15 protein-coding genes and 1 tRNA gene are annotated in these 18,687 nt (G+C 41.1%); 2 read left to right on the top strand and 14 right to left on the bottom strand.

The features are described 5' to 3' along the window. Window positions 1–16: 16 nt before the first annotated feature. Window positions 17–4,444, bottom strand: coding sequence for a hypothetical protein (locus tag K6V30_RS16530; protein WP_224207171.1), 4,428 nt, complete (start codon window positions 4,442–4,444; stop codon window positions 17–19). Window positions 4,445–4,503: 59 nt separating this feature from the next. Beyond that, window positions 4,504–5,031 carry a DUF4376 domain-containing protein gene (locus K6V30_RS16525; RefSeq protein WP_055268854.1) on the bottom strand — a complete coding sequence of 176 codons (528 nt, stop codon included), beginning with the start codon at window positions 5,029–5,031 and terminating at the stop codon, window positions 4,504–4,506. Window positions 5,032–5,036: 5 nt separating this feature from the next. Here K6V30_RS16525 and K6V30_RS25395 point away from each other — a divergent pair, with 5 nt between their 5' ends. Continuing rightward, window positions 5,037–5,417 carry a gp53-like domain-containing protein gene (locus K6V30_RS25395; RefSeq protein ID WP_420869452.1) on the top strand — a complete coding sequence of 127 codons (381 nt, stop codon included), beginning with the start codon at window positions 5,037–5,039 and terminating at the stop codon, window positions 5,415–5,417. Between the two features lie 2 nt (window positions 5,418–5,419). On the opposite strand, the gene K6V30_RS16515 is transcribed toward K6V30_RS25395, so the two are convergent. The 3 genes from K6V30_RS16515 to K6V30_RS16505 are packed head-to-tail and all read right to left on the bottom strand — an operon-like array spanning window position 5,420 to window position 13,957. After that, on the bottom strand, window positions 5,420–8,242 hold the full coding sequence (locus K6V30_RS16515) for a gp53-like domain-containing protein (RefSeq protein WP_055268856.1): 2,823 nt from the start codon (window positions 8,240–8,242) through the stop codon (window positions 5,420–5,422). Next, window positions 8,232–9,203: a hypothetical protein gene (locus tag K6V30_RS16510; protein WP_055268857.1), complete on the bottom strand. Its 972-nt coding sequence runs from the start codon at window positions 9,201–9,203 to the stop codon at window positions 8,232–8,234. Before K6V30_RS16510 ends, K6V30_RS16515 begins: the two co-directional genes overlap by 11 nt. Beyond that, window positions 9,200–13,957 carry a phage tail tape measure protein gene (locus K6V30_RS16505; protein ID WP_224207170.1) on the bottom strand — a complete coding sequence of 1,586 codons (4,758 nt, stop codon included), beginning with the start codon at window positions 13,955–13,957 and terminating at the stop codon, window positions 9,200–9,202. The genes K6V30_RS16510 and K6V30_RS16505 overlap by 4 nt, the downstream gene beginning before the upstream one ends. A gap of 179 nt (window positions 13,958–14,136) precedes the next feature. On the opposite strand from K6V30_RS16505, the gene K6V30_RS16500 reads away from it, so the two are divergent. Further along, window positions 14,137–14,358, top strand: coding sequence for a hypothetical protein (locus K6V30_RS16500; protein WP_055268858.1), 222 nt, complete (start codon window positions 14,137–14,139; stop codon window positions 14,356–14,358). A 101-nt stretch (window positions 14,359–14,459) separates the two neighbouring features. Here the strand turns inward: K6V30_RS16500 and K6V30_RS16495 are convergent, their stop codons facing one another. From K6V30_RS16495 to K6V30_RS16455, 9 genes are all read right to left on the bottom strand, one after another. After that, window positions 14,460–14,702: a hypothetical protein gene (locus tag K6V30_RS16495; RefSeq protein WP_224207169.1), complete on the bottom strand. Its 243-nt coding sequence runs from the start codon at window positions 14,700–14,702 to the stop codon at window positions 14,460–14,462. Beyond that, window positions 14,702–15,229, bottom strand: a complete 528-nt coding sequence (locus K6V30_RS16490) for a hypothetical protein (RefSeq protein WP_055228795.1) — start codon at window positions 15,227–15,229, stop codon at window positions 14,702–14,704. Before K6V30_RS16490 ends, K6V30_RS16495 begins: the two co-directional genes overlap by 1 nt. Before the next feature lie 99 nt (window positions 15,230–15,328). Beyond that, window positions 15,329–15,402: transfer RNA gene (locus K6V30_RS16485), tRNA-Ile, on the bottom strand. Between the two features lie 7 nt (window positions 15,403–15,409). Beyond that, window positions 15,410–16,024 (bottom strand): hypothetical protein, encoded by a 615-nt coding sequence (locus tag K6V30_RS16480; protein WP_055268859.1) that lies wholly within the window; start codon window positions 16,022–16,024, stop codon window positions 15,410–15,412. A 2-nt stretch (window positions 16,025–16,026) separates the two neighbouring features. Next, window positions 16,027–16,410 (bottom strand): hypothetical protein, encoded by a 384-nt coding sequence (locus K6V30_RS16475; protein ID WP_055268860.1) that lies wholly within the window; start codon window positions 16,408–16,410, stop codon window positions 16,027–16,029. Between the two features lie 2 nt (window positions 16,411–16,412). Then, complete coding sequence (locus K6V30_RS16470; protein ID WP_022302157.1) at window positions 16,413–16,868, bottom strand: HK97 gp10 family phage protein; 456 nt, start codon at window positions 16,866–16,868, stop codon at window positions 16,413–16,415. Continuing rightward, complete coding sequence (locus tag K6V30_RS16465) at window positions 16,865–17,176, bottom strand: hypothetical protein (protein WP_055228798.1); 312 nt, start codon at window positions 17,174–17,176, stop codon at window positions 16,865–16,867. The genes K6V30_RS16470 and K6V30_RS16465 overlap by 4 nt, the downstream gene beginning before the upstream one ends. Continuing rightward, the gene (locus K6V30_RS16460) at window positions 17,170–17,502 is read right to left on the bottom strand and encodes a hypothetical protein (protein ID WP_022302155.1); all 333 of its coding nucleotides are present in this window, start codon (window positions 17,500–17,502) and stop codon (window positions 17,170–17,172) included. The genes K6V30_RS16465 and K6V30_RS16460 overlap by 7 nt, the downstream gene beginning before the upstream one ends. Window positions 17,503–17,508: 6 nt before the next feature. After that, entirely contained in the window at window positions 17,509–18,684 is a 1,176-nt protein-coding gene (locus K6V30_RS16455; protein WP_022302154.1) for a major capsid protein, read from the bottom strand. Window positions 18,685–18,687: the final 3 nt, after the last annotated feature.

The following is an 18,687-nucleotide window of genomic DNA, read 5'->3' as shown; positions in this document are numbered from 1 at the left end:
AATTATACTTTCAAAATTAATATTGTGAACACTCTACAATCATTCCTTTTATAATGTGAATCTTCATGTTTTTAGAAGCAATACCTTCTAACTGATTATTTTTAAGTCCATAAAGCCATGCATCAGATACGACTGAAACAGAATTTCCACTATTGTCTTGAGGAAAAAAGCCCCTGGCGGAAACATCACCTAATACAGTAACATTACCATCGAAAAAACCTGCGTAAACGTAGTTTGATGGATAAGTCGGATTTGTCTTTGATGAACCATATATCGCTGCACTACCACCTGCATTTGCTCCGATTGCTGCTACTCCAAAGCGCCCATCTGTGGCAGGATTGAAGGTCACATTAACAACACCCTCCTTAGATGTTCCGGACCCTAATTTTAAGCTACGTGACGTCCCACCGAAATAATCGGAACGTGTCCAAATAAGACGTCCTTTTTCAATAGTAAATCCACCGACAAATCCAACCTCAGCATCAATTCGTCGTACTTTAATCAAGTCAGTATTAAGATAACCTCCTATGATAATAGTACTACCGAGCTGCGCAGCTTCAACGGCATCTTTAAAAGCCAATCCGCCTAAACCGTCTCTGTCTACTTTAGAATTAATCACCGTCTGCAGATCACTATGAAGCGCAGTAATAGTAACAGCACCTTCCAGATTGATCTTAGATGAATGGATTGTTGTTGCTTCGCCCGCCTGGTTGATATAAGATATAAGCGTATTACCATTTTCCAGCTCTTTAGAAGCGTATATCTTGTTACCGTCTGCCGTGGTAATCCATCCGGCTGTATCAATACGTTGTGTAATGCTATCTACACGTGTTACTTGTGCGGATATTCTATCGCTCAGTATATCTAATTCTGCTTTATTATTGTCGGCGAACTGTTTGAGCGCATCCTGTATTGATTGATTAGCTGCTTCGACGGCTGTATTGAAACTGGCTAAAGTTGAGTTAAAGAGAGCGAATTTATCATCAACGTTTTTTTTCTCCGCAGTAGTGGTCTGCCCGTCAGCAATAGCAACGTTGATTGCTGCGAGGAGATTGTCGATAGCGCCAAAGAGAGAGATTTTAGCATTGAGTAGGTTAGTCTTAGCAACGCCAACTAAGTATGTATTCACGTACAGCTTATTATATGTAGCTTCTACAGAGGCTTTCGTATTTTTGACTGTATTGATATATTTTTCAATAGCTTTAGTTTCTGCTTCTGATATAATACCGTCGGCAAACGCACCGTCTACATATTTATGTAAATCACTAATATCATCGTTTACTTTTTCTGCGGCTTTTGTGGCATCTGCCGCATCCTTTAACGCTTCCAGTGCTTTTTTCATTGCATCATCGGCGAAAGACTTTAACTTGTCCTGTATGGACTTATTAGCTTCTTCGACAGCAGTATTAAAGTCAGCATAAGCACTGTTGAAGCCTGCAAACTGTGTATCAACAGCCTGTTTTTCATCTGGAGTAGTAAGTTTGTCTGCAATGGCAGTATTTATTGCATTTATCAATCTTTCTATGGCCCCCATCAGCGTAATCTTTGCATTAAGCAGGTTTGTTTTTGCGACTCCGGTTAAGTATGTATTTGCATATAGTTTGTTGTATGTCGCTTCTACGGCTGCTTTCGCATTGTTAACTGTGTTGATGTACTTTTCGATAGCACTAGCTTCCGCCTCGGATATTACACCGTCAGAGAATGCACCATCTACATAATTATTTAGATTGGATACTGCATTGTTTGCTTCGCTGGCACTCTTGGCTGCCGCATTGGCTGCTTCCATAGCAACAGCGGCCTCTCTTAATGCTTCTTCTGAATAACCTTTCAAGGCATCGTGTATCGCTTTATTGGCTGTTTCTACGGCAGTGGTGAAGTCGGCATACGCAGAATTAAACAGGACATACTTATCATCAACGTCTTTCTTTTCTGCTACGGTTGTCTGCCCGTCGGCAATGGCGGTATTGATAGACTTGATAAGGTTCTCAATGCTTCCCATCAGCGTAACCTTTGCATTGAGCAACCCGGTTTTGGCCGTTCCTGAGAGATAAGGATTTACATACAGTTTATTGTATGTTGCTTCTACAGCTGCTTTCGCATTATTTACAGTGTTGATATACTTTTCGATAGCTTTAGCTTCCGCCTCAGTGATAATGCCGTCAGCAAATGCACCGTCGATATAGTCATGCAGACCTCCCACAGCATCGTTTGCATCAGCTGCAGACTTCTGAATAGAATCAATCAGATCACTAACTTCAAGCCATTCCTCCAAATTTTCTAATCCGGAGGATCCTGCCTTAATTTGAATATTTCCACCTATTTCACTTTTAACTAGGTCAAAGTAAGTTTTTCCATCCGGAGAGATGATTCGTTCTGTTGTTACGCGGCCCGGCAGAACTTCTGTGAATCCATACAACTCAACGAAGCTGCGCTCACCTTCATACTCACTGTTTAGGATGCCGGTTAGTAGGTGATAATATCCTGCTATCTGTTCCATTTTGATAGCTGTTTCACTGAGAAGGAATGTGCCGGTCTGATTTTCCTTGCTGCATACAGCATACAGATAATATTTCTTCTCTGGGGCAATAAGCGCCGGAGAATTATATTCAGCCATATCCCAAAACTTGTATTCGCTAGCTTTGTGTTCAGACGACACAGTTTTTATCCCTAGCGTCATGTGTTGGATGATGCCGGCAGGCGAATGTAGCACCTTTGTATTGATATTGTAAGTAATGTTATGAGATACTTGTACCGGGACCGCTTTTGATCTGACAAAGCGGAACTGCAAACTTTCATCACCTACGAGTAACTGCATCGTCTGTATAGTGATGGGATTGATTGAGCCGGAGAAGTTCAATAAAGCATTTTCAAGCATGGACATAGTTTCCTTTGCATCACGAAAACGGCGCTTGGTAAATCGCAAAGAATCTTTATACTTGATATCTACGTCTACTTCATTTGTCTCGATCTTATCTAATTCGCTGGTTACGGAAGTACCAACTGGATCATTTGATAATTCTATTTCCGGAGAATAAGGGTTATTCACATAACGTTTAATTCCTATCATGCGAATAAGTGAACCTTCTGGATGAAACTGGGTATCGGAGAAATCTACATAACCACCCAGCACAATCTTGCCGCCTATTTCTAGCCAACGCTTCTTTGCCCAGATACCGTCCAATGTTCCGGTAAATACGAATGATTTATCTTCATGCTCAAAGAGGTATTTAGCAGCTTCCTTAAACACTTCCCAGCTAGCACCTGTCTGCTCTTCATCATTACAGATATATGAGTTCGGTAGCTGGATACCGAATACTGCGTAGGTATCGCCTGTCTTAGGATGCCAGACATCAGGTTCCGGCATAGTGATACCATCGATCTCCTGTGGAACTATTTCAAAACGTCTACCTGCTTTCTCTATTTCTCCATTCTCTTTAAGAATGGGCTCATGGATATACTTGACTTCAAACTCTTTGCCTGTAAGTGTACCTGTTTGGAAGATGACGGTCATGGTCTCTCCGGCTATCAGACATTTCTTAAAATCAAGATCGTTAGGTATATCGCTATCTACAAAATCATAGAAGTTAGTCTCCTTATTAACCTCGATAACAGAGCTAACAGTTCCAATACGAGAAGGATAGATTGCAGTGCAGTCTAGACTATCCTCTTTACCTGTAACTAAGCTTTTGTCAGCACGCATGACACTGGTTCCGTCTGCATCAGTTATATACCTTCTACCTTCATAATGAAGGGTCTTAGATTTGGGCAGTAACAGATATTTAGCTCCGTATGTCGAGTAGTTGATATTTCGATCAGAAGTTTCTACTAGGACAATTTCGGGCGGTATATCTCCGGATTCCCGACCAACACCAACCTTGAAACCATGGCCTTTACCATAAGACAGCTTCAAAGGATTATTCTTGTTATATTCAACTTTACGAAGGTGAACCGTCTTTCCAGTAATCTGCCATTCCGTTTCATACGTATCTGCAAGTTGATTAAGTGCATCAAGAATATATGTGTGATTATAGTTGATAACTTTATCCGTTCCTTCGATGCAATCACCGACTTTCCAGCCCATATCACGACGATTTAGGTTCTCGACGAGTAATCGTAGGTGCTCATGTGCTTTAGCTGTATATGCGAATTTGATACTGTTATCTGCAATGTGACGAACTTTCCACATCATAGCATCCGCTTTAGCAGTTTCAAGTATAAGCGTATATTCAAAGTTACGCTCACCTTTCTTTTTGAAATTACTATCTTTTTTGAGAGAATAACGCTTTCCGTAAAAGTCGCACCAAGTTCCGACCGGTATTTCTAAGTATCCCGGATAGGAAAAATACAAATTAAGTGTATCTTCCGCCATGATTGCTTCGTAAGAGTAACTTTCGTCCTTTACATCGAGCTTTATTTCCTTATTACCACTATATAAAATTATCATATCATCTGATTAGAATTATAATTATAATCTAAAATATAATCAGGTATGTGTTTTTAATGCTATTCAAATAATAGTTTTTCCGGATAACCTACTGTGTAATCATACTCTTCAATCTGCGACACGATATACATCTTTTTTATAGCTGCAAGATGCAGTTGTGTCACATTATAGCAGTCGAGGGCATATAATTCTAGAGAATTTAACATTGCTAATGCGTTAAGAATAGGAATAGTATACTTCACACCATCGAACCACAACACTGTTTCGGTCCTTCCCATGTCTTGTTCTATTGAAATGGAGTTCTTCAAACCAACTCGAGTATCCTTATCAAGCCACATTTCTTTCCCACTCAAAGTAAACGAATTAACCGCCTTTGACTTGTCATACAGCAAGATACGATTTACCTTCATTTCTTTTATTTCATCAATAGAATACTCATGCTCTACCAAAATGGGAACACCATTATCACCTTCGTAAATTTCTTTTCCTTCAGACTGACCTTCTAACAAATCATTGTAATAGTCGTCCTCAATTTCTACCGAACCCTCAATTGGTTCATCGTAAAATCCTTGTTTCCAGTATTTCATAATACATTCATTTAGTTATTTGTTTATATAAAATTAGTTCTCTTGGTACTACGTACGCAAAATCTGACTTTTCAAATGTTGGAACTAAGTCACTTGGACAAAACGGTTATTATAAGTTTCCTGACGGCCTAATGATTCAATGGGGAAAAAAGACGAGTGGCACTTACTCTGGAACAATATATTTCCCCTCTTCATTCTATGACACAAATTATTCTCTGCACTTGACTTGTAATAATGGAAATACAGGTAACGATTCATCATGGATATCCAATTACACCTCTGTTTCAACTAGTTATTTTGGATATAATAATAAATATCAGCAAGCTGCCAATGCAGGTTCTAATACAGCCTCTTTCTATTGGTTTGCTATTGGTCGCTGGAAGTAATCTTATTTCCAACGGCCTATAGCAAACCAATAGAAAGCTATACTAAACCCTCCAGCATCGGAATCATTATTATGGTAAACGGAATCCATAACAAAGTAAGAAGCATATTTGCTATATACATCGAAAGAATACATATAATTACTATGCACGAGCCGAGTTCCAGTTAGTTGAATAGTGTAATTACTATCATAAAAGGTCGTATTAAGATACACGGTTTTACCTATCCCGGAAGTACTTGAGTGCCCCCATTGAATAAGCAGACCATCATCATATTTACGATAACCGTTTTGTCCAAGTGATTTAACTCCAATATTAGAGAAATCTTTCAAAGCGTACGTAGTTCCAAGAGAACTTAGTGCGTTCTTTTCCGCATCCGTCATAAACTTCTTATTTGTCACTTCTGTTATGTCTGAAGCAGAATGTGAATGTGATGCAGCAGCATAACTTCCCTTAGGCTGATAAGTTGAGTCATGATTATGATTCCCTTCAGCTTTACCATTCCATGTACTTTTTTCCGTATCAGTAACAAAGCGGTGAGTAGCATCCGGAGTCACTTCAGTGGCAACATGGCTATGTGATGAAGGAGCATAGCTACCAACAGGTTGATATACTCCGGAATGATTGTGATTCCCTGCAGCCTTGCTATTCCATGTGCTTTTTTCAGAGTCAGATACGAATCTATGCGTTGAATCAGGCGTAATATCAGCTGCTGCATGAGTATGTGATGCGTCAGCATAATTACCGAGTGGCTGATAATCTGCATCGTGGTTATGATTAGAAGGAGAGGCTCCGACTTCGCTTGCCGTATAAGTAGGTTTCTTCGTGGCTTTCGCCCAAGCGGGCACGTCGCTTGCCGGCATTGAAGTTGGGAAATCGCTAATATCCGCTTTCTTATGTGAGTGAGCTAATGGAGTTCTTGCATTGCTTAAGCGGGCATCGTTACCTTCACACACGGTTCCGGCAGCCGTACCGAAATCTTTATTAAAAGCCGTTTTTTTAGTAAATACAGGTTCATAGGTACCCGCATGATTATGGTTCGACGGTGATGCACCAACTTCGCTTGCCGTATAGGACGGCTTATTCACTTCCTTCGCCCAAACGGGCACATCGCTAGCGGGCATTGAAGTAGGAAAATCACTGATCTCAGACTTCTTGTGAGTATGCGCTTTAGGTGTACGGGCGTCACTTAGTCGACTATCATTTCCTTGGCAAACAGTTCCGGAAGTTGTGCCAAAGTTCTTATTGAAAGCTGTATTTTTTGAGAATACAGGTTCGTATACTCCTGCATGGTTATGTGTATCCAAAGCTGCTTTCAAAACCTTCCCTTGTTCGGCAGAAAGGACCTTGCCAGTACCACCACTTGTTAGGTTGTTGACAATATCGGAAACGTTGATTTTCTTCCCTAACTCTGTTGCCATGGTAGCGGCGAAGTTCGGATCATTATTAAGGGCATTAGCCAATTCAATAAGCGTGTCGAGGGCTTCCGGTGCTCCAGCTACAAGTGCATCCACTGCAGCTTTTACTTTAGCATCAACTCCAGAAACTGCGTTATTGGCGGCCTGTGCTGCCGCATTTGCACTATCTGTGGCAGCTTTAGCAAGAGCTGTTTGCGCTACTGATGCGTTTTTGGCTGTATTAGCATCATCAGTAGCTTTTTTCGCTAAAGCTGTTTGGGCTTCCGATGCAACTTTGGCAGCGTTAGCCTCTTCTGTAGCTTGTTGGGTTTCTTCTTTGGCAGCATTAATACTTATAATTGCTGCGTTAGCGTCATTAGTAGCTTTCTTTGCAAGAGCTGTCTGTTCAACTGATGCGTTTTTGGCAGCATTTGCATCATTCGTAGCTTTTTTTACAAGTTCTAGTTGTGCGTTAGCATCTTCTGTAGCAGATGTCATTTCTTGTATAATACCGCTATACTCAGACTTACGTTGGGTTTCGGCTTCTACACGTTCTGTTTCAGCAGAAACACGCCTAGTCTCATTTGAGGAACGAGTATCTTCCGCAGCCTTGCGGCTATCTTCATCCTGCTTTCTTTTATTTTCTTCTGATACCCGGGACGTTTCGGCTGATTTACGGTCAATTTCAGCGGACTTTCTTTTGTTTTCTTCTGATACTCGGGCTGTCTCCGCTGATTTACGGTCTGTTTCAGCAGATACGCGTTCAGATTCGACAGTAACGCGATTATCTTCGGCTGTCATTCGTGCAGTTTCATTTGCTTCTCTCGTGGATTCGGCTTCTTTTCGTTCATCTTCGGCTGTTATGCGATCTGTTTCAGCTGTAGAACGTGTTGTTTCAGCTACTTTTCGTTTGTCTTCTTCCTTCACACGTTCCGATTCTGCAGAAGAACGTCCTGTTTCAGCGGTCTTACGTGCATCTTCATTACTTATACGTGCTTGTTCATCTGATACTCGTTTATTTTCTGTTTCAATGCGGCTAAGTTCTGCAGATACACGTTGCCCTTCAGCGGTCGCGCGAGCTGCTTCCTCTGCTTTACGGGTATTCTCATTTATGATACGTACAGATTCTGCAGCTGACCGGGCTTGTTCTTCACTTGAACGATTTCTTTCAGCGTTGATACGAGTAGCTTCATTGCGTTGTCGAGTATCTTCATTCACTTCTATTTGGGTTCGGGAATCATCAGCCGCCTTTGCTGCGTCATTGGCCTTCTTTGTTGCTGCAACTACGTCATCATAGGCTTTCTTTATGAATTCAAGACTAACTTTTACACTTGTTTGTACGCCATTCACCATTTTAACGCCAATAGTGTACAATCCTACCATGCTATCAGCAAGCGTTAATTCGCTGATTTTTTTCTTTTTAATTGGCATAATTTTTTAAGTCAATATAAAATATTCCATCTTCTGTTATGATAAATTCTTCTGCTTCGGAAGCAAGCAGGAAGTCTGTTTCTCCAATCCGGAAACTAGTAAATACAAGTTTCAAGGTAAATTCCCACCATACCCCATTATTAAGAAGAAAATTGTTTGTCTGGCAACTCTTATAATAGCAAGGGTAGCTTTCACTCCACTCATCACAATAAAATATACGTTCAGCATCAGAATACTCATATCCTTCATCATCGACCTTAGCAGACAGTTTTGTAAGATCATAGAGTAGGGTATCGCGATTTCGCCAGAACGCTTCAATCGTCCCGGCCCGCATCAGGCATTTGAGAGATACTTCTTTGGTTTGGAATTTCACAACTTCACCGTCATAGATTGCTCCATCTTGACGTTTGAAATTCTGCAGTAGGTTCTTTTTTACTGCCGGAGTTTTCAGTATTTCTGCTGTACTGCCTTTCAATACTACTACACCATAGTCGGTCAGATCTTTACCGTCAAGCTCATAGCCCTTTGGAAATGGGAGGTCACTATCGTTAATAGGTTCTTGATACTCATAGTTGGCTTCACGGGGAAAGTCATTTGTAAGAGTGAACTTAGAAATTTCAAGGCCCGTATTGATTACATAACTGTTTTGAGAAGACAAACGTAGGGTATATGTTCTGTCAATGAGTGGAAAACGAAATTCATGATAGCTCAGGTCCGAGAGCTTATCAATTAGTCCGCCAATACCCATACTGCCCATATATGCAAATTCAATGCTTATATCACTTGTGTTTAGGGCAATATTAGAAAGGTCAAATTCTTGTCCATCTTCTTCCGGCCAGTCGTTTTTTTCCAATTCTTTGATAGCAGGGAAGGCTACAAGATTATTGTAGCTTCCCTTTGTAACGCATATCCCTAAACTGGTATAGGCGTCTATTCCGTCTAAGTAAAATTGTCCTGTCATCGCTTCAATGTTATGCCTTTAGTGTTCAATGTGTCAATCCCCATTCTGATAGATTCTATAGCCTTCTCAATAGCTTCAAGGCGTGCCGTATGACTACTTATGTCTGACAGGTAAGTAATGACAAGATCGCTATGTTTTACCATTTCACCTATATTCTTGTCCATGTTGGATAGGTATACAAGCTTCTCAATGATCTTATCTGTACTCAATTGTATTTGCTTAACTCCTTCGTTTATTGAGTATGTGTGAGAAGTCATAACAGCAAATGCACCATCCAGTTTATCTGCAGAGTCCTGCGACATGGAGGCAAAACCTTTCTTTGATGCTTCACGTTCATCGTCATCTTTGTTCCAGCCATACATTTCAGCCAACGCATCCCGTTTGGCTTTCATGTCATCGGAAATCTGCTGACCTTCAGCTTTTAAAGCATTATATTCTTCTTCGGTTACTCCATCATCCATAGCTTTGTAAAACTTCTCTCTCCAAGCTGTTAGTCGGCTCATATAGTCCTCTTTGAGCATTGAGTTTAGAATAGCATTTCTCATGTATTCTTCAAAGTTATCTGCGAAATCAGCACTATCGGCATCCATATCTGTAAGCAGATCCTGAAAGTCTGAACGAAGTCCGTCTATATCAATGAGAGTAGCATCGGTGATCTTCTGCTCGACAACCTCTGCAACCTGGGTAACACCATCCACTATCTGATCCGCGAATTTTTGAGTGTCAGAGTCAAGTTGTGACCAGAAGATCCCAGCATTTTCTTGAAGTTTTGTAAGTTGTTCATCTGTCAAATCAAACAGACCGGCCATGCGTCCGCCCATTTTGTCTTTAAATTCATCGACGCTCATACCTAGCGTATCTGCCGCTTGCTTCCACCCCTCCATGGACATATCTTCCACTTCAGTATATCCCTTTGAATGTGACTTGCCGGATGCACCAGAGTTCAAGTATTGTTTACCTAAAACACGTGCATTCTCATTCTGTAGCCTTATCATTTCAAGGGCCTTATCATAAGCAGCATTCGCATTATCTCCTGTAAGAGTTTCAGCCAATTCCAGTTGCTTTTCTATCACTCTATCAAGAATGTTGATATAAGATTCATAAGCTTCTTTGGCTTTCTCATACTTTTCTGTTGTGTCGTCTTTGCCGAACAGGTCGAAGATTTTCATTGCTATCTGCATAGCTGCACCGATGATGGCGAGAATGACAGATGCTTTTTCAACCGCTTTGATTGCAGTTGATGCCGTTGTTGATGCCGTTTCTACGCCATTCATCGCTGTCATGGCGAAGGTGCCGATATTGCCAATGATACTTATAATTTCACCGGCTTGTCCGCCGATAGCTGAACCTAGATCTTTTAAAGCGTCACCGAGTTCTCCGATAACGCTTGCCACTTTCCTTTCAGCAGCTTGTACCTTTGCACTGGCTTTCGTCGTTTTGTCTTTTGCTTCATTGTAGTTATCCGTTTTCTCCTTCACCTTATCCAACGCCTGCGCCTCGGTTAGATAAGCTTTAGTTGAATCGATCTTTCCGGTCTTGGGATTATACTTAGAAGACTTGACACCGTTCTCAATCATAGCACCGCCTTTCACTGCTTCCGCCTGGGTCCGGGCATTCTCTAACTCAATTTGCGCTTTAGCTAGTTCTTCCTCCGCTTCTGCCAGTTCCTTCTTCTTGTCAGATAATGATTGAAACGGATTACGTGAATCCAGTTCATCCATGATTGATTGAATAGTGCTGGTATATTCACGAAGTTGGTCCGGAGATAATACCTTAGCTGCTGTCCCTTTTGCATTCTCTAGTTGAGAAAGAAGAGAATTAAGAGTTTCAGAAGATGTTTCTTTCAAATTCTCAAAGGCACGAACGTATTCCGGAGATTCTTTCAGCTTATTATAGTCCATATTCATAAGTTCCATACCCTTATCTTTTGTAGCTTGGGTGATGGAACGATCAATCTGTTCTACCTGTTCTGTATTTCCGTCCTTTTCTGCTTGTTTGCGCTGTTCTTGAAGAGTAGCAATATCTTCGTTGAACTTTCGTTCAATCGCAAGCCGTTGATCTGTATAGTCCTGATACTGATTCAACAAATCAGATAGATCATCTCCACGATTGTACTTTGTATCAGCAGTCGCAGCGGCTTCCTTTGCAACGTTGTCGAACATGGCAAACAGTTTCTTCGTTGACTCAGAATTGATGAAAGCACTTGTATTAAAAGTCTTCTTCTTGTTTTCCGGATTAGCTTCAAAAGCAGAACGAGCATCTTCAATCACTTTTAGTTTCTTGTCTTCTGCTTCACGCTCGATAGCCTGCAATTCTAGTTTGTGATTAAGCTCCCTTTGTCTGAGGACTTTTTCACTACTCTCTTTGAGTTTGTTTATTTCAAGTTGTTCGAGTTCATTTGCTGAATCTTCTTTTATTCGTTCCTGTTCAAACTTTTGTTTCTCTAACAGGAGTTTATATTTTTCTTGTTCTTCACGTAATTTTTGTGCCTTATCATCCTGTTTGGAAAATGAATCATAAACTTTTAATTCTTTCTCTGCTTCTTTTAGTTTTTTGATATTTTCTTTGTAAGCAGTAATGACAGTAGCATCAATCCCTTTGAAATTTCCAGCATCCATCAATTTTTTTTGTGCCGAAGCGATTGAATCTAGTGCTTTTGTAGCATCGTCTTTCTGCTTCGTCCAAAAAGCCTTATTCTGAATTTTGGCTTTCTCTTCTTCTTTCTTTTGTTCTTCTTTTGCTTTTCTTTGAATTTCATTTATTTTGTCTACTTCTTCTTTGGCAAGACGGGCAGACTCTGCTGCTTCATTCTTTTTTTTAGCTAATCGACCAATTCTAATACTTAATCCAGAATCTTCGATACCATTCTTTTGGTTTTCTTCAGCTTCATTTATTGCTTTTTGCCATTCAGTTGTAGCTGCATCAAGTTCCTCTTGTTTCATTACAGCTCTAACTTTTACTCCCATGATATATTGCTCATTTTTATCCTTGTTGAATAATTTTAGGATATCGTTGAGTTCCATTGTTTTGAGCTTTTCTAAATCAATGTTTTTCAAAACATTGGGCATTATAGCTTGAAGTTGTTTATATGCATCTAATTTATCAAATTGGCTAGCTGCTTCATCTTTAATAACATTGACAAGGCTTTCTGCTTTATTTTTCAAGTCATCAAAATGTTTCTTTTGTGCTTCCATAGCAGCATTATGTTTTCTCATAGCCTTCTCTGAGACGTTTTCCGCAGTTGCGCATCTGTAAATGGCATATCCAAGTCCTGCGAATGCAGCAGCTGCTAATACATAAGGATTAGTTAGCATAGCTGCAACATTTTTCAACTGTGCAATGGTTTGAGCTTTTATTGCTCCTGTTAATAAAATACGGGCAGATGTACTTTTAGCAATCATGGTAGCCTCAATGGCATACATACCTTTGGTTAATACAAGGTTGGCCGCCTCAATAGCACGCTGTCGATTTACAATTGCTGTTACCGTTGCATATACTTGTTTGGCAGTACTTACAGCAAGAATACTTCCTTTGTATCCTGCAAGGGCAGTCGTAACGACGACTATTAAGGCACCTATATCTTTCAATGCCTCTTGAACACTGCCATCTTTAAAGGCTTCGTTCATAGATTGTGCTGCGGCAGATATTTCTTTTAAGATTTCCTGTCCTAACGGGCGAAGGGTGGCCGTTATGTTATTCCCCAGTAGCTTCATTTGATTATCAGCAGAAGAAGCCATTTCTTTAAAAGCTGCTTCTGCTGCGCCTGTGGCATTTTGCATTTCTTCCAAATGTCCGGCAGCCTCTTTGACGTTAATTCCTGTCAATCCAAGAACTGCATTGACCGCCTCGATTTCTGGAACTAATCTACGAAGTTCTGCTTCCGAGCCTCCTGCCTGTCTAGCAACTTCTGCTAGCGCCTCTTGATAGGTCCTGTTATCAAATGCGCCATCACCAAGCACCTTGGATACTGCAATAATGGAAGCACGTATTTGAGTCATTGCTTGCGCTGTAGGCGTACCTTGTTTGGTTAGGGTAGCAACAGCGGCTAAGACCTGATCTACTTCCACACCATAGGCGGCAGCAACAGGCGCAACTTGCGCAATACTTTTGCCTAACTCTCCAAATGAGGTCTTACCCAGCCGGACGGTAGTAAATAGTTGATCTGATATTTTCTCAGCTTCTGAAACATCAAGCTTATAGGCATTCAATAGGGTAGTGATACCGTCTGCTGCCGTAGCCGTATCGGTAACTCCACCGATAGCAGCTTTAGCCGATACTTCCAGAACCTTCATACCATCCGCACCATCATGGCCGGCAGATACAATCTGATACAATGCTTTAGCCGCATCATTCGCAAGTACTGGAACCTCGCGGGTCAGTTCTACGACTTGATTCATATAATCGGTTAGACTGCCCTTTATTCCGCTTGAAAGGGTAGCAACTTCTTTCATACTTTGCTGGAACTGCTTTTCAAAGTCGTATGCACCTTTGGCGGCCTGGGCAAATGCAATGCCCGCACTAATACCAATCCCTCCGAAAACATCAAAAGAAGTGATCTCACCGGCCATCGCCTTGATGATCCCCATTGCCTCCTGACGTCCTGAATATAACCCCGAGTTATCTATTCCTGTAGCGAAATACAACGCTCCGTCTTTATTTTGAATACCCATAGCATTTATTCTTAAAATATAAAGAGAAGCTAAAATTTGGCTATTTCGAGAAGAATAAGCATCTTTGCAATGTTCTTCGACCAAGGAACAATTTTTATATTAACATGTTGGGGAGTTGATAAGCCTGCAAATCAAAAGATAGGCTATCAATTCCCTTTGCTACATAGTCCCAACATGTTGTGTAAAGATTATGTTCCTTGGTCGGAATAAAAGGGGAAAGATAGCCTTTTCTTATAATATATAAACCAAACATTCATTACACCATGACCAAGGAAAATGAACGAAAAAACGGAGTGAATAGCGTTCTCCGGAAGAAAGAACTACAGGAAGCTTTTCAAAGAGGCCTAAGCCTCGGACTCAAAAAAGGAAGAATTGAAGGGATGATCACTTACCAATCCCGTGTTATCCAAAATTTGGAAAGGGATAATGTCGAAATAACAAAGATGATGGATAGCGTAGATGCTGAGATAAAAAGGGGATATTAAAAAATCCCCTATATCTTCACAGATACAAGGGACCACAATACTCTAAACCAATTTAATAAAAAAACAGTTAACCTAATATATAAACACAACAGCAAATTACCTTAACCCTTGACCTTACCGGCTATATCGTTATACTTCTTTATCCTGATCGTCTTACTAGGATCATCAAAAGAGGGTAGTTCTACCCATTCATAATCTCTACCTTCAACTTTACCGTCTTCATCAGTAATCTTATTACGCTCTCTCATTACAAATGAGTACTCCTGCAGTAATGTCTCTATCAATCCATAGCTACTATCCAACGTCTGGTTAAACGTTAATCCTAGAGCTTCTTTTACAATCACTAGGAATCTGCTTTGGTTGCATCCTTCCAACTTTGCAAATTCTTCTGAGCGGCTATTATCTCCGTCTCTCGTAGCGGGCTCACGTTCCGAAGCATCGTGATAGAGGTGCAAAAAGGGTGATACCCTATGCGATATATAATTGCATTAAACAGGATCCGTATATCCTCCCATGTCGTATTGTCTGCGAGAGCGTTCTTGAACCATTCCGGAGGATCACTAGGCTTATTGTGAATCCCGAGGCAGACGATGTCAAAAAGCAATCCTCCGTATTTATTCATCAGTTCCGGAAAGTCTGCATTGAGTTCTCCGTCCTTCACAATCATCTTATCAAGATCTTCTTTCTCGACTTCAAGAAGGAAAGGGCGTATCCGAAACCATGTCCGAACGGTGACAGGCTTTATAACTATGCAATTGCCGGGGTCCTTTCCTTTAGGAATAGAATCCCGGTTAGTAAATTCGAATGGAATTTTGACAGCCTGATCCGTAACGGATTCAGACTCTTGCTGAAATAAATTCTTTATACTCATAATTTCATCAAGGAGCCTAGCCCGTTGTACTTCCGGGCAATACTTCCGGTTATTTGCAACTAACCTTCAATACTTTCAGCTCCATCCTTCAATAGTTTGTTCCTGTAGGCGGAATCGAACCGCCGGTCTCTACATAATCAATGTAGCGCTCTAACCAACTGAGCTATACAGAACCGTTATTTATTTTTTCGCACCACTTGGAGCAGCTTCTCCGCCTTCGACATTCGCAGCATTCGCTGGGGCTTCTCCGCCTCCGGCAATAGTAACTACTTCGCGCATGAAAGCAGTCTGTCTCTTACCGTCTGCAGTAACAGCAGCTTGCATATATACACGAACAAGCAACAACTCTGCTTGCTCTGATCCGGGAGCCTGTGAAATCTTTGAGGCGATCTTGCCATTTACGATGGTATAAACGACCTTCTTACCGTCTTTAGGTAATGTTTCACACTGGAACGTTTTAGAGATAGAAGGAGTACTAAGAGGCTTTTTCCAGATATTTTTTCCTCCTGTTGTATCCACTTCACCGCCTGCTAGTTCTTTAAGAACCTCATTTGATGGAGTAGGGATGGAGAACTCGACATAATCTGTCGTATCTTTCACCAGTTCAACATAAAAAGGTTCTTCACTACCTTCTACTTCAATCTTCACTTCCTTTGGATCTGCAAAGTTAAATGCAACACTTCCTTTGGTCGGAAGGGGATAATCTTTGAGATCTGCACCGGGAACGCCGTCACCGACTGTTCCAAATTTAATTCCACCTACGCCCATAGCGATAGGTCTAACTTCTCCTGACATAATTATTGATCTATTAAAATTTCTAATCTGATATTTGTACAAGCAAAGCCTTCTTTCAGGTCCGGCATTGGAACGTTCCAGAGGACTGTTACTTCTTTACATGTACCGTCATTGCTATTGATTGAATCAAGCGATTTCCTAACTTTACGCTTTAATTCTTTCATTCGTTGACGTTTTAACATACCATTTTCATCACTCCAAGGAACAAAGATGTTGATATTAACAGGCACTTTATTGATGAAGTCGAGCTCATTCAATTGCAGATGATTGATAACGATGTGTTCATTAGTAAAGCCGGCTTCCGACTTATCCTTGTAAATCATAACATCGGTGCCCGCAGCGGCCACAGCATCATAAACTATATCTACAGCGTCGAATTCATCCATAATCAAATCTTGCTAAAAATTGACTTCAATGTATCTCTTAGATACTTCTCACATTGTGTATTAGCTCCTGAAACAACCTCATACCCTTTAGCTTCCACGGCTGCCGCATACTCCATTCCTGCAACACCAACCAACACATAACCGCCAGTATATGATAGTGAGACTTCTTCTGCAAGCCTGCGACCTTTGTACTTACCGGTTGTCTTATCAGTCCCTTTGTCACCTTCCTTAAAGTTTTCTGTAACCACTTCTCCGTCTTTGGCTATTATATATCCAATAGAGCTTCGAAGATTGCCCGTTTGGTCTTTATATGAACCACTCCGGCGGGCTACTTCGATAAACTTTTCACCTCCTGCCTGCAGGAATACAAGCATCTTATCTTCTGCTTTACTTTGAAAGCGATCAAACCATTTTTCCAATTCATCATAAGTGAATAGGGGAGTCATACCGTTTCTCATACGTTGATAATTGAATGTGATTGATAAAGTTCCCAACAGATAACAGGTACATCAATACCCTTTGATTCGACTTTCAAACGCAAAAACTTACTACCGGCCGGTGGCTGCATTTTGGTATAGAAATAGCCATGTACTTGCGCTTCATCACCAGCCGAATTACGTTTGAGAACGATTCTTCCATCGCTTACTGGGTCATAACGTCCGGAGACAGATATTTCAACTGGTATTCCCGGAACCAATTCACCGTCAACAACCTGCCCTTTAGCAGACATAGTGACTATCGCTGTATGTGGGTATCGTTTTACCATCTGCTACCTGCCCTTCCTTTGATAATGATTCGCTTGCCAAGTTTAGCCGCCTTCTCCGGCTCCCCGTTTTCTATATACAGCTGCTTTGCAGTCTGAATATAGAAAGAACGGGGATGAGTGATAGAAAGCTTGTTTTCACTGAAATCCGGTGAGTTTACCATCATGGCATACATATCAGCGACACAAAGACCGACCAGCTTCATGCTTTCAGTAGTACATTCTGCTTCGGGGGTGATACCCCGCTTAATGAAGACTACCTTATCCAAGAAGCCTTCCATATCCTCAATAGATGGATATTCTAGTATTGTTTCTCTGATTGTTGCCATAACTGTTTACTCTTCGTCTTCTGCTTCTAAGTTTTCTTTCTCAACTTCCTGACCCAAGAATTTAGCGGGGATATTGTCTGTTCCTTCTGTAGCTTCATCGGCTGCCCATGCTTTACCGTCAGCTTTCAGAATGTACATCGCTTCCGGATCATTAACTACCGGCCATGCGTTTGCTTCTCCTTTGGTCCATTCTTTAAATGGTTCTTCGGTTGACCATTTGGTAATCAGAACAAAATCTTTCTTTACCATCAATGCTTTCTTTCTCAGACTCTCAGAATCTTCTGCTGCAATTGGTCCGTGTTGGATATCACCTACACGCAAATCCTCTAAGAAACAAATACGTTTGCGAACCCACGGACAGATAGTAGTACGTTTGTGGTTCTTATCTTCGATACGGAGCGCCGGATTGATTGTGATAATCTGACATGGGTTTTCTTGTTCTGCAAGATATTCATTAATCACTTTTTTTGTGATAACGACCTTGGACGTTTGATTGATCCAGCCTTTAATCTTATCAATAGTTGCTTTCTGCTTTTTCAGCAAAGAGAACTCAGTAGTAAGCATAATAATATAGCGAAGAGACACACCTTCCTTGGCTGCATCGGCCAGTACATTTTCAATATCTTGAAGACCATCAGCAGTAGAAGCGGTAGCCCAATCTACGGAGGATACTTTTTTGTTGGCAGCAGGCATACCCACGCCGACAAATTCCGTAGTTACGATGCCGTTGTTATTAGAGGATGTCAAGTTGGTTCCGCCACGTGACATGTATTGCATACTAGCCCATTCCATACGTCCACGGACACCATTATGCACAAAATCGGTATCTTTGAAACCAAGATTTAATAGTTCCAATTGATCAGAATCGCCCTGGGCATCGCGTTGTAACTGCTTGTATTCTTGATATTCACTTTCAGTCATCGAGCGCTTAATAGCGGTCTTAGGAATATCACCAGACATTTTGCCGATCACTTCACGCGTTTTCTCCGGTGCAGATGCATCGAAAGAAATAACGTCAGCAATAACCGGAGCGCCTTTTTCACCAACCAATGTTTCCCACTTCAATGAAGTAACTCTCTTCACACCAAAGAAATTCGGGTAATACATCGGCTTCACATGACGGGAGTTGAGACGTGCCGCCATGTTTTTCTTGTTAATTTGCTTGATTAAGCTTCTTTCCATAAT

This window comes from Bacteroides faecis, from assembly GCF_020091505.1.
Taxonomy (GTDB): Bacteria; Bacteroidota; Bacteroidia; order Bacteroidales; family Bacteroidaceae; genus Bacteroides; species Bacteroides faecis.
Note: the sequence above shows the minus strand (reverse complement) of the source record. Positions and strands in the feature narration are given on the sequence as shown.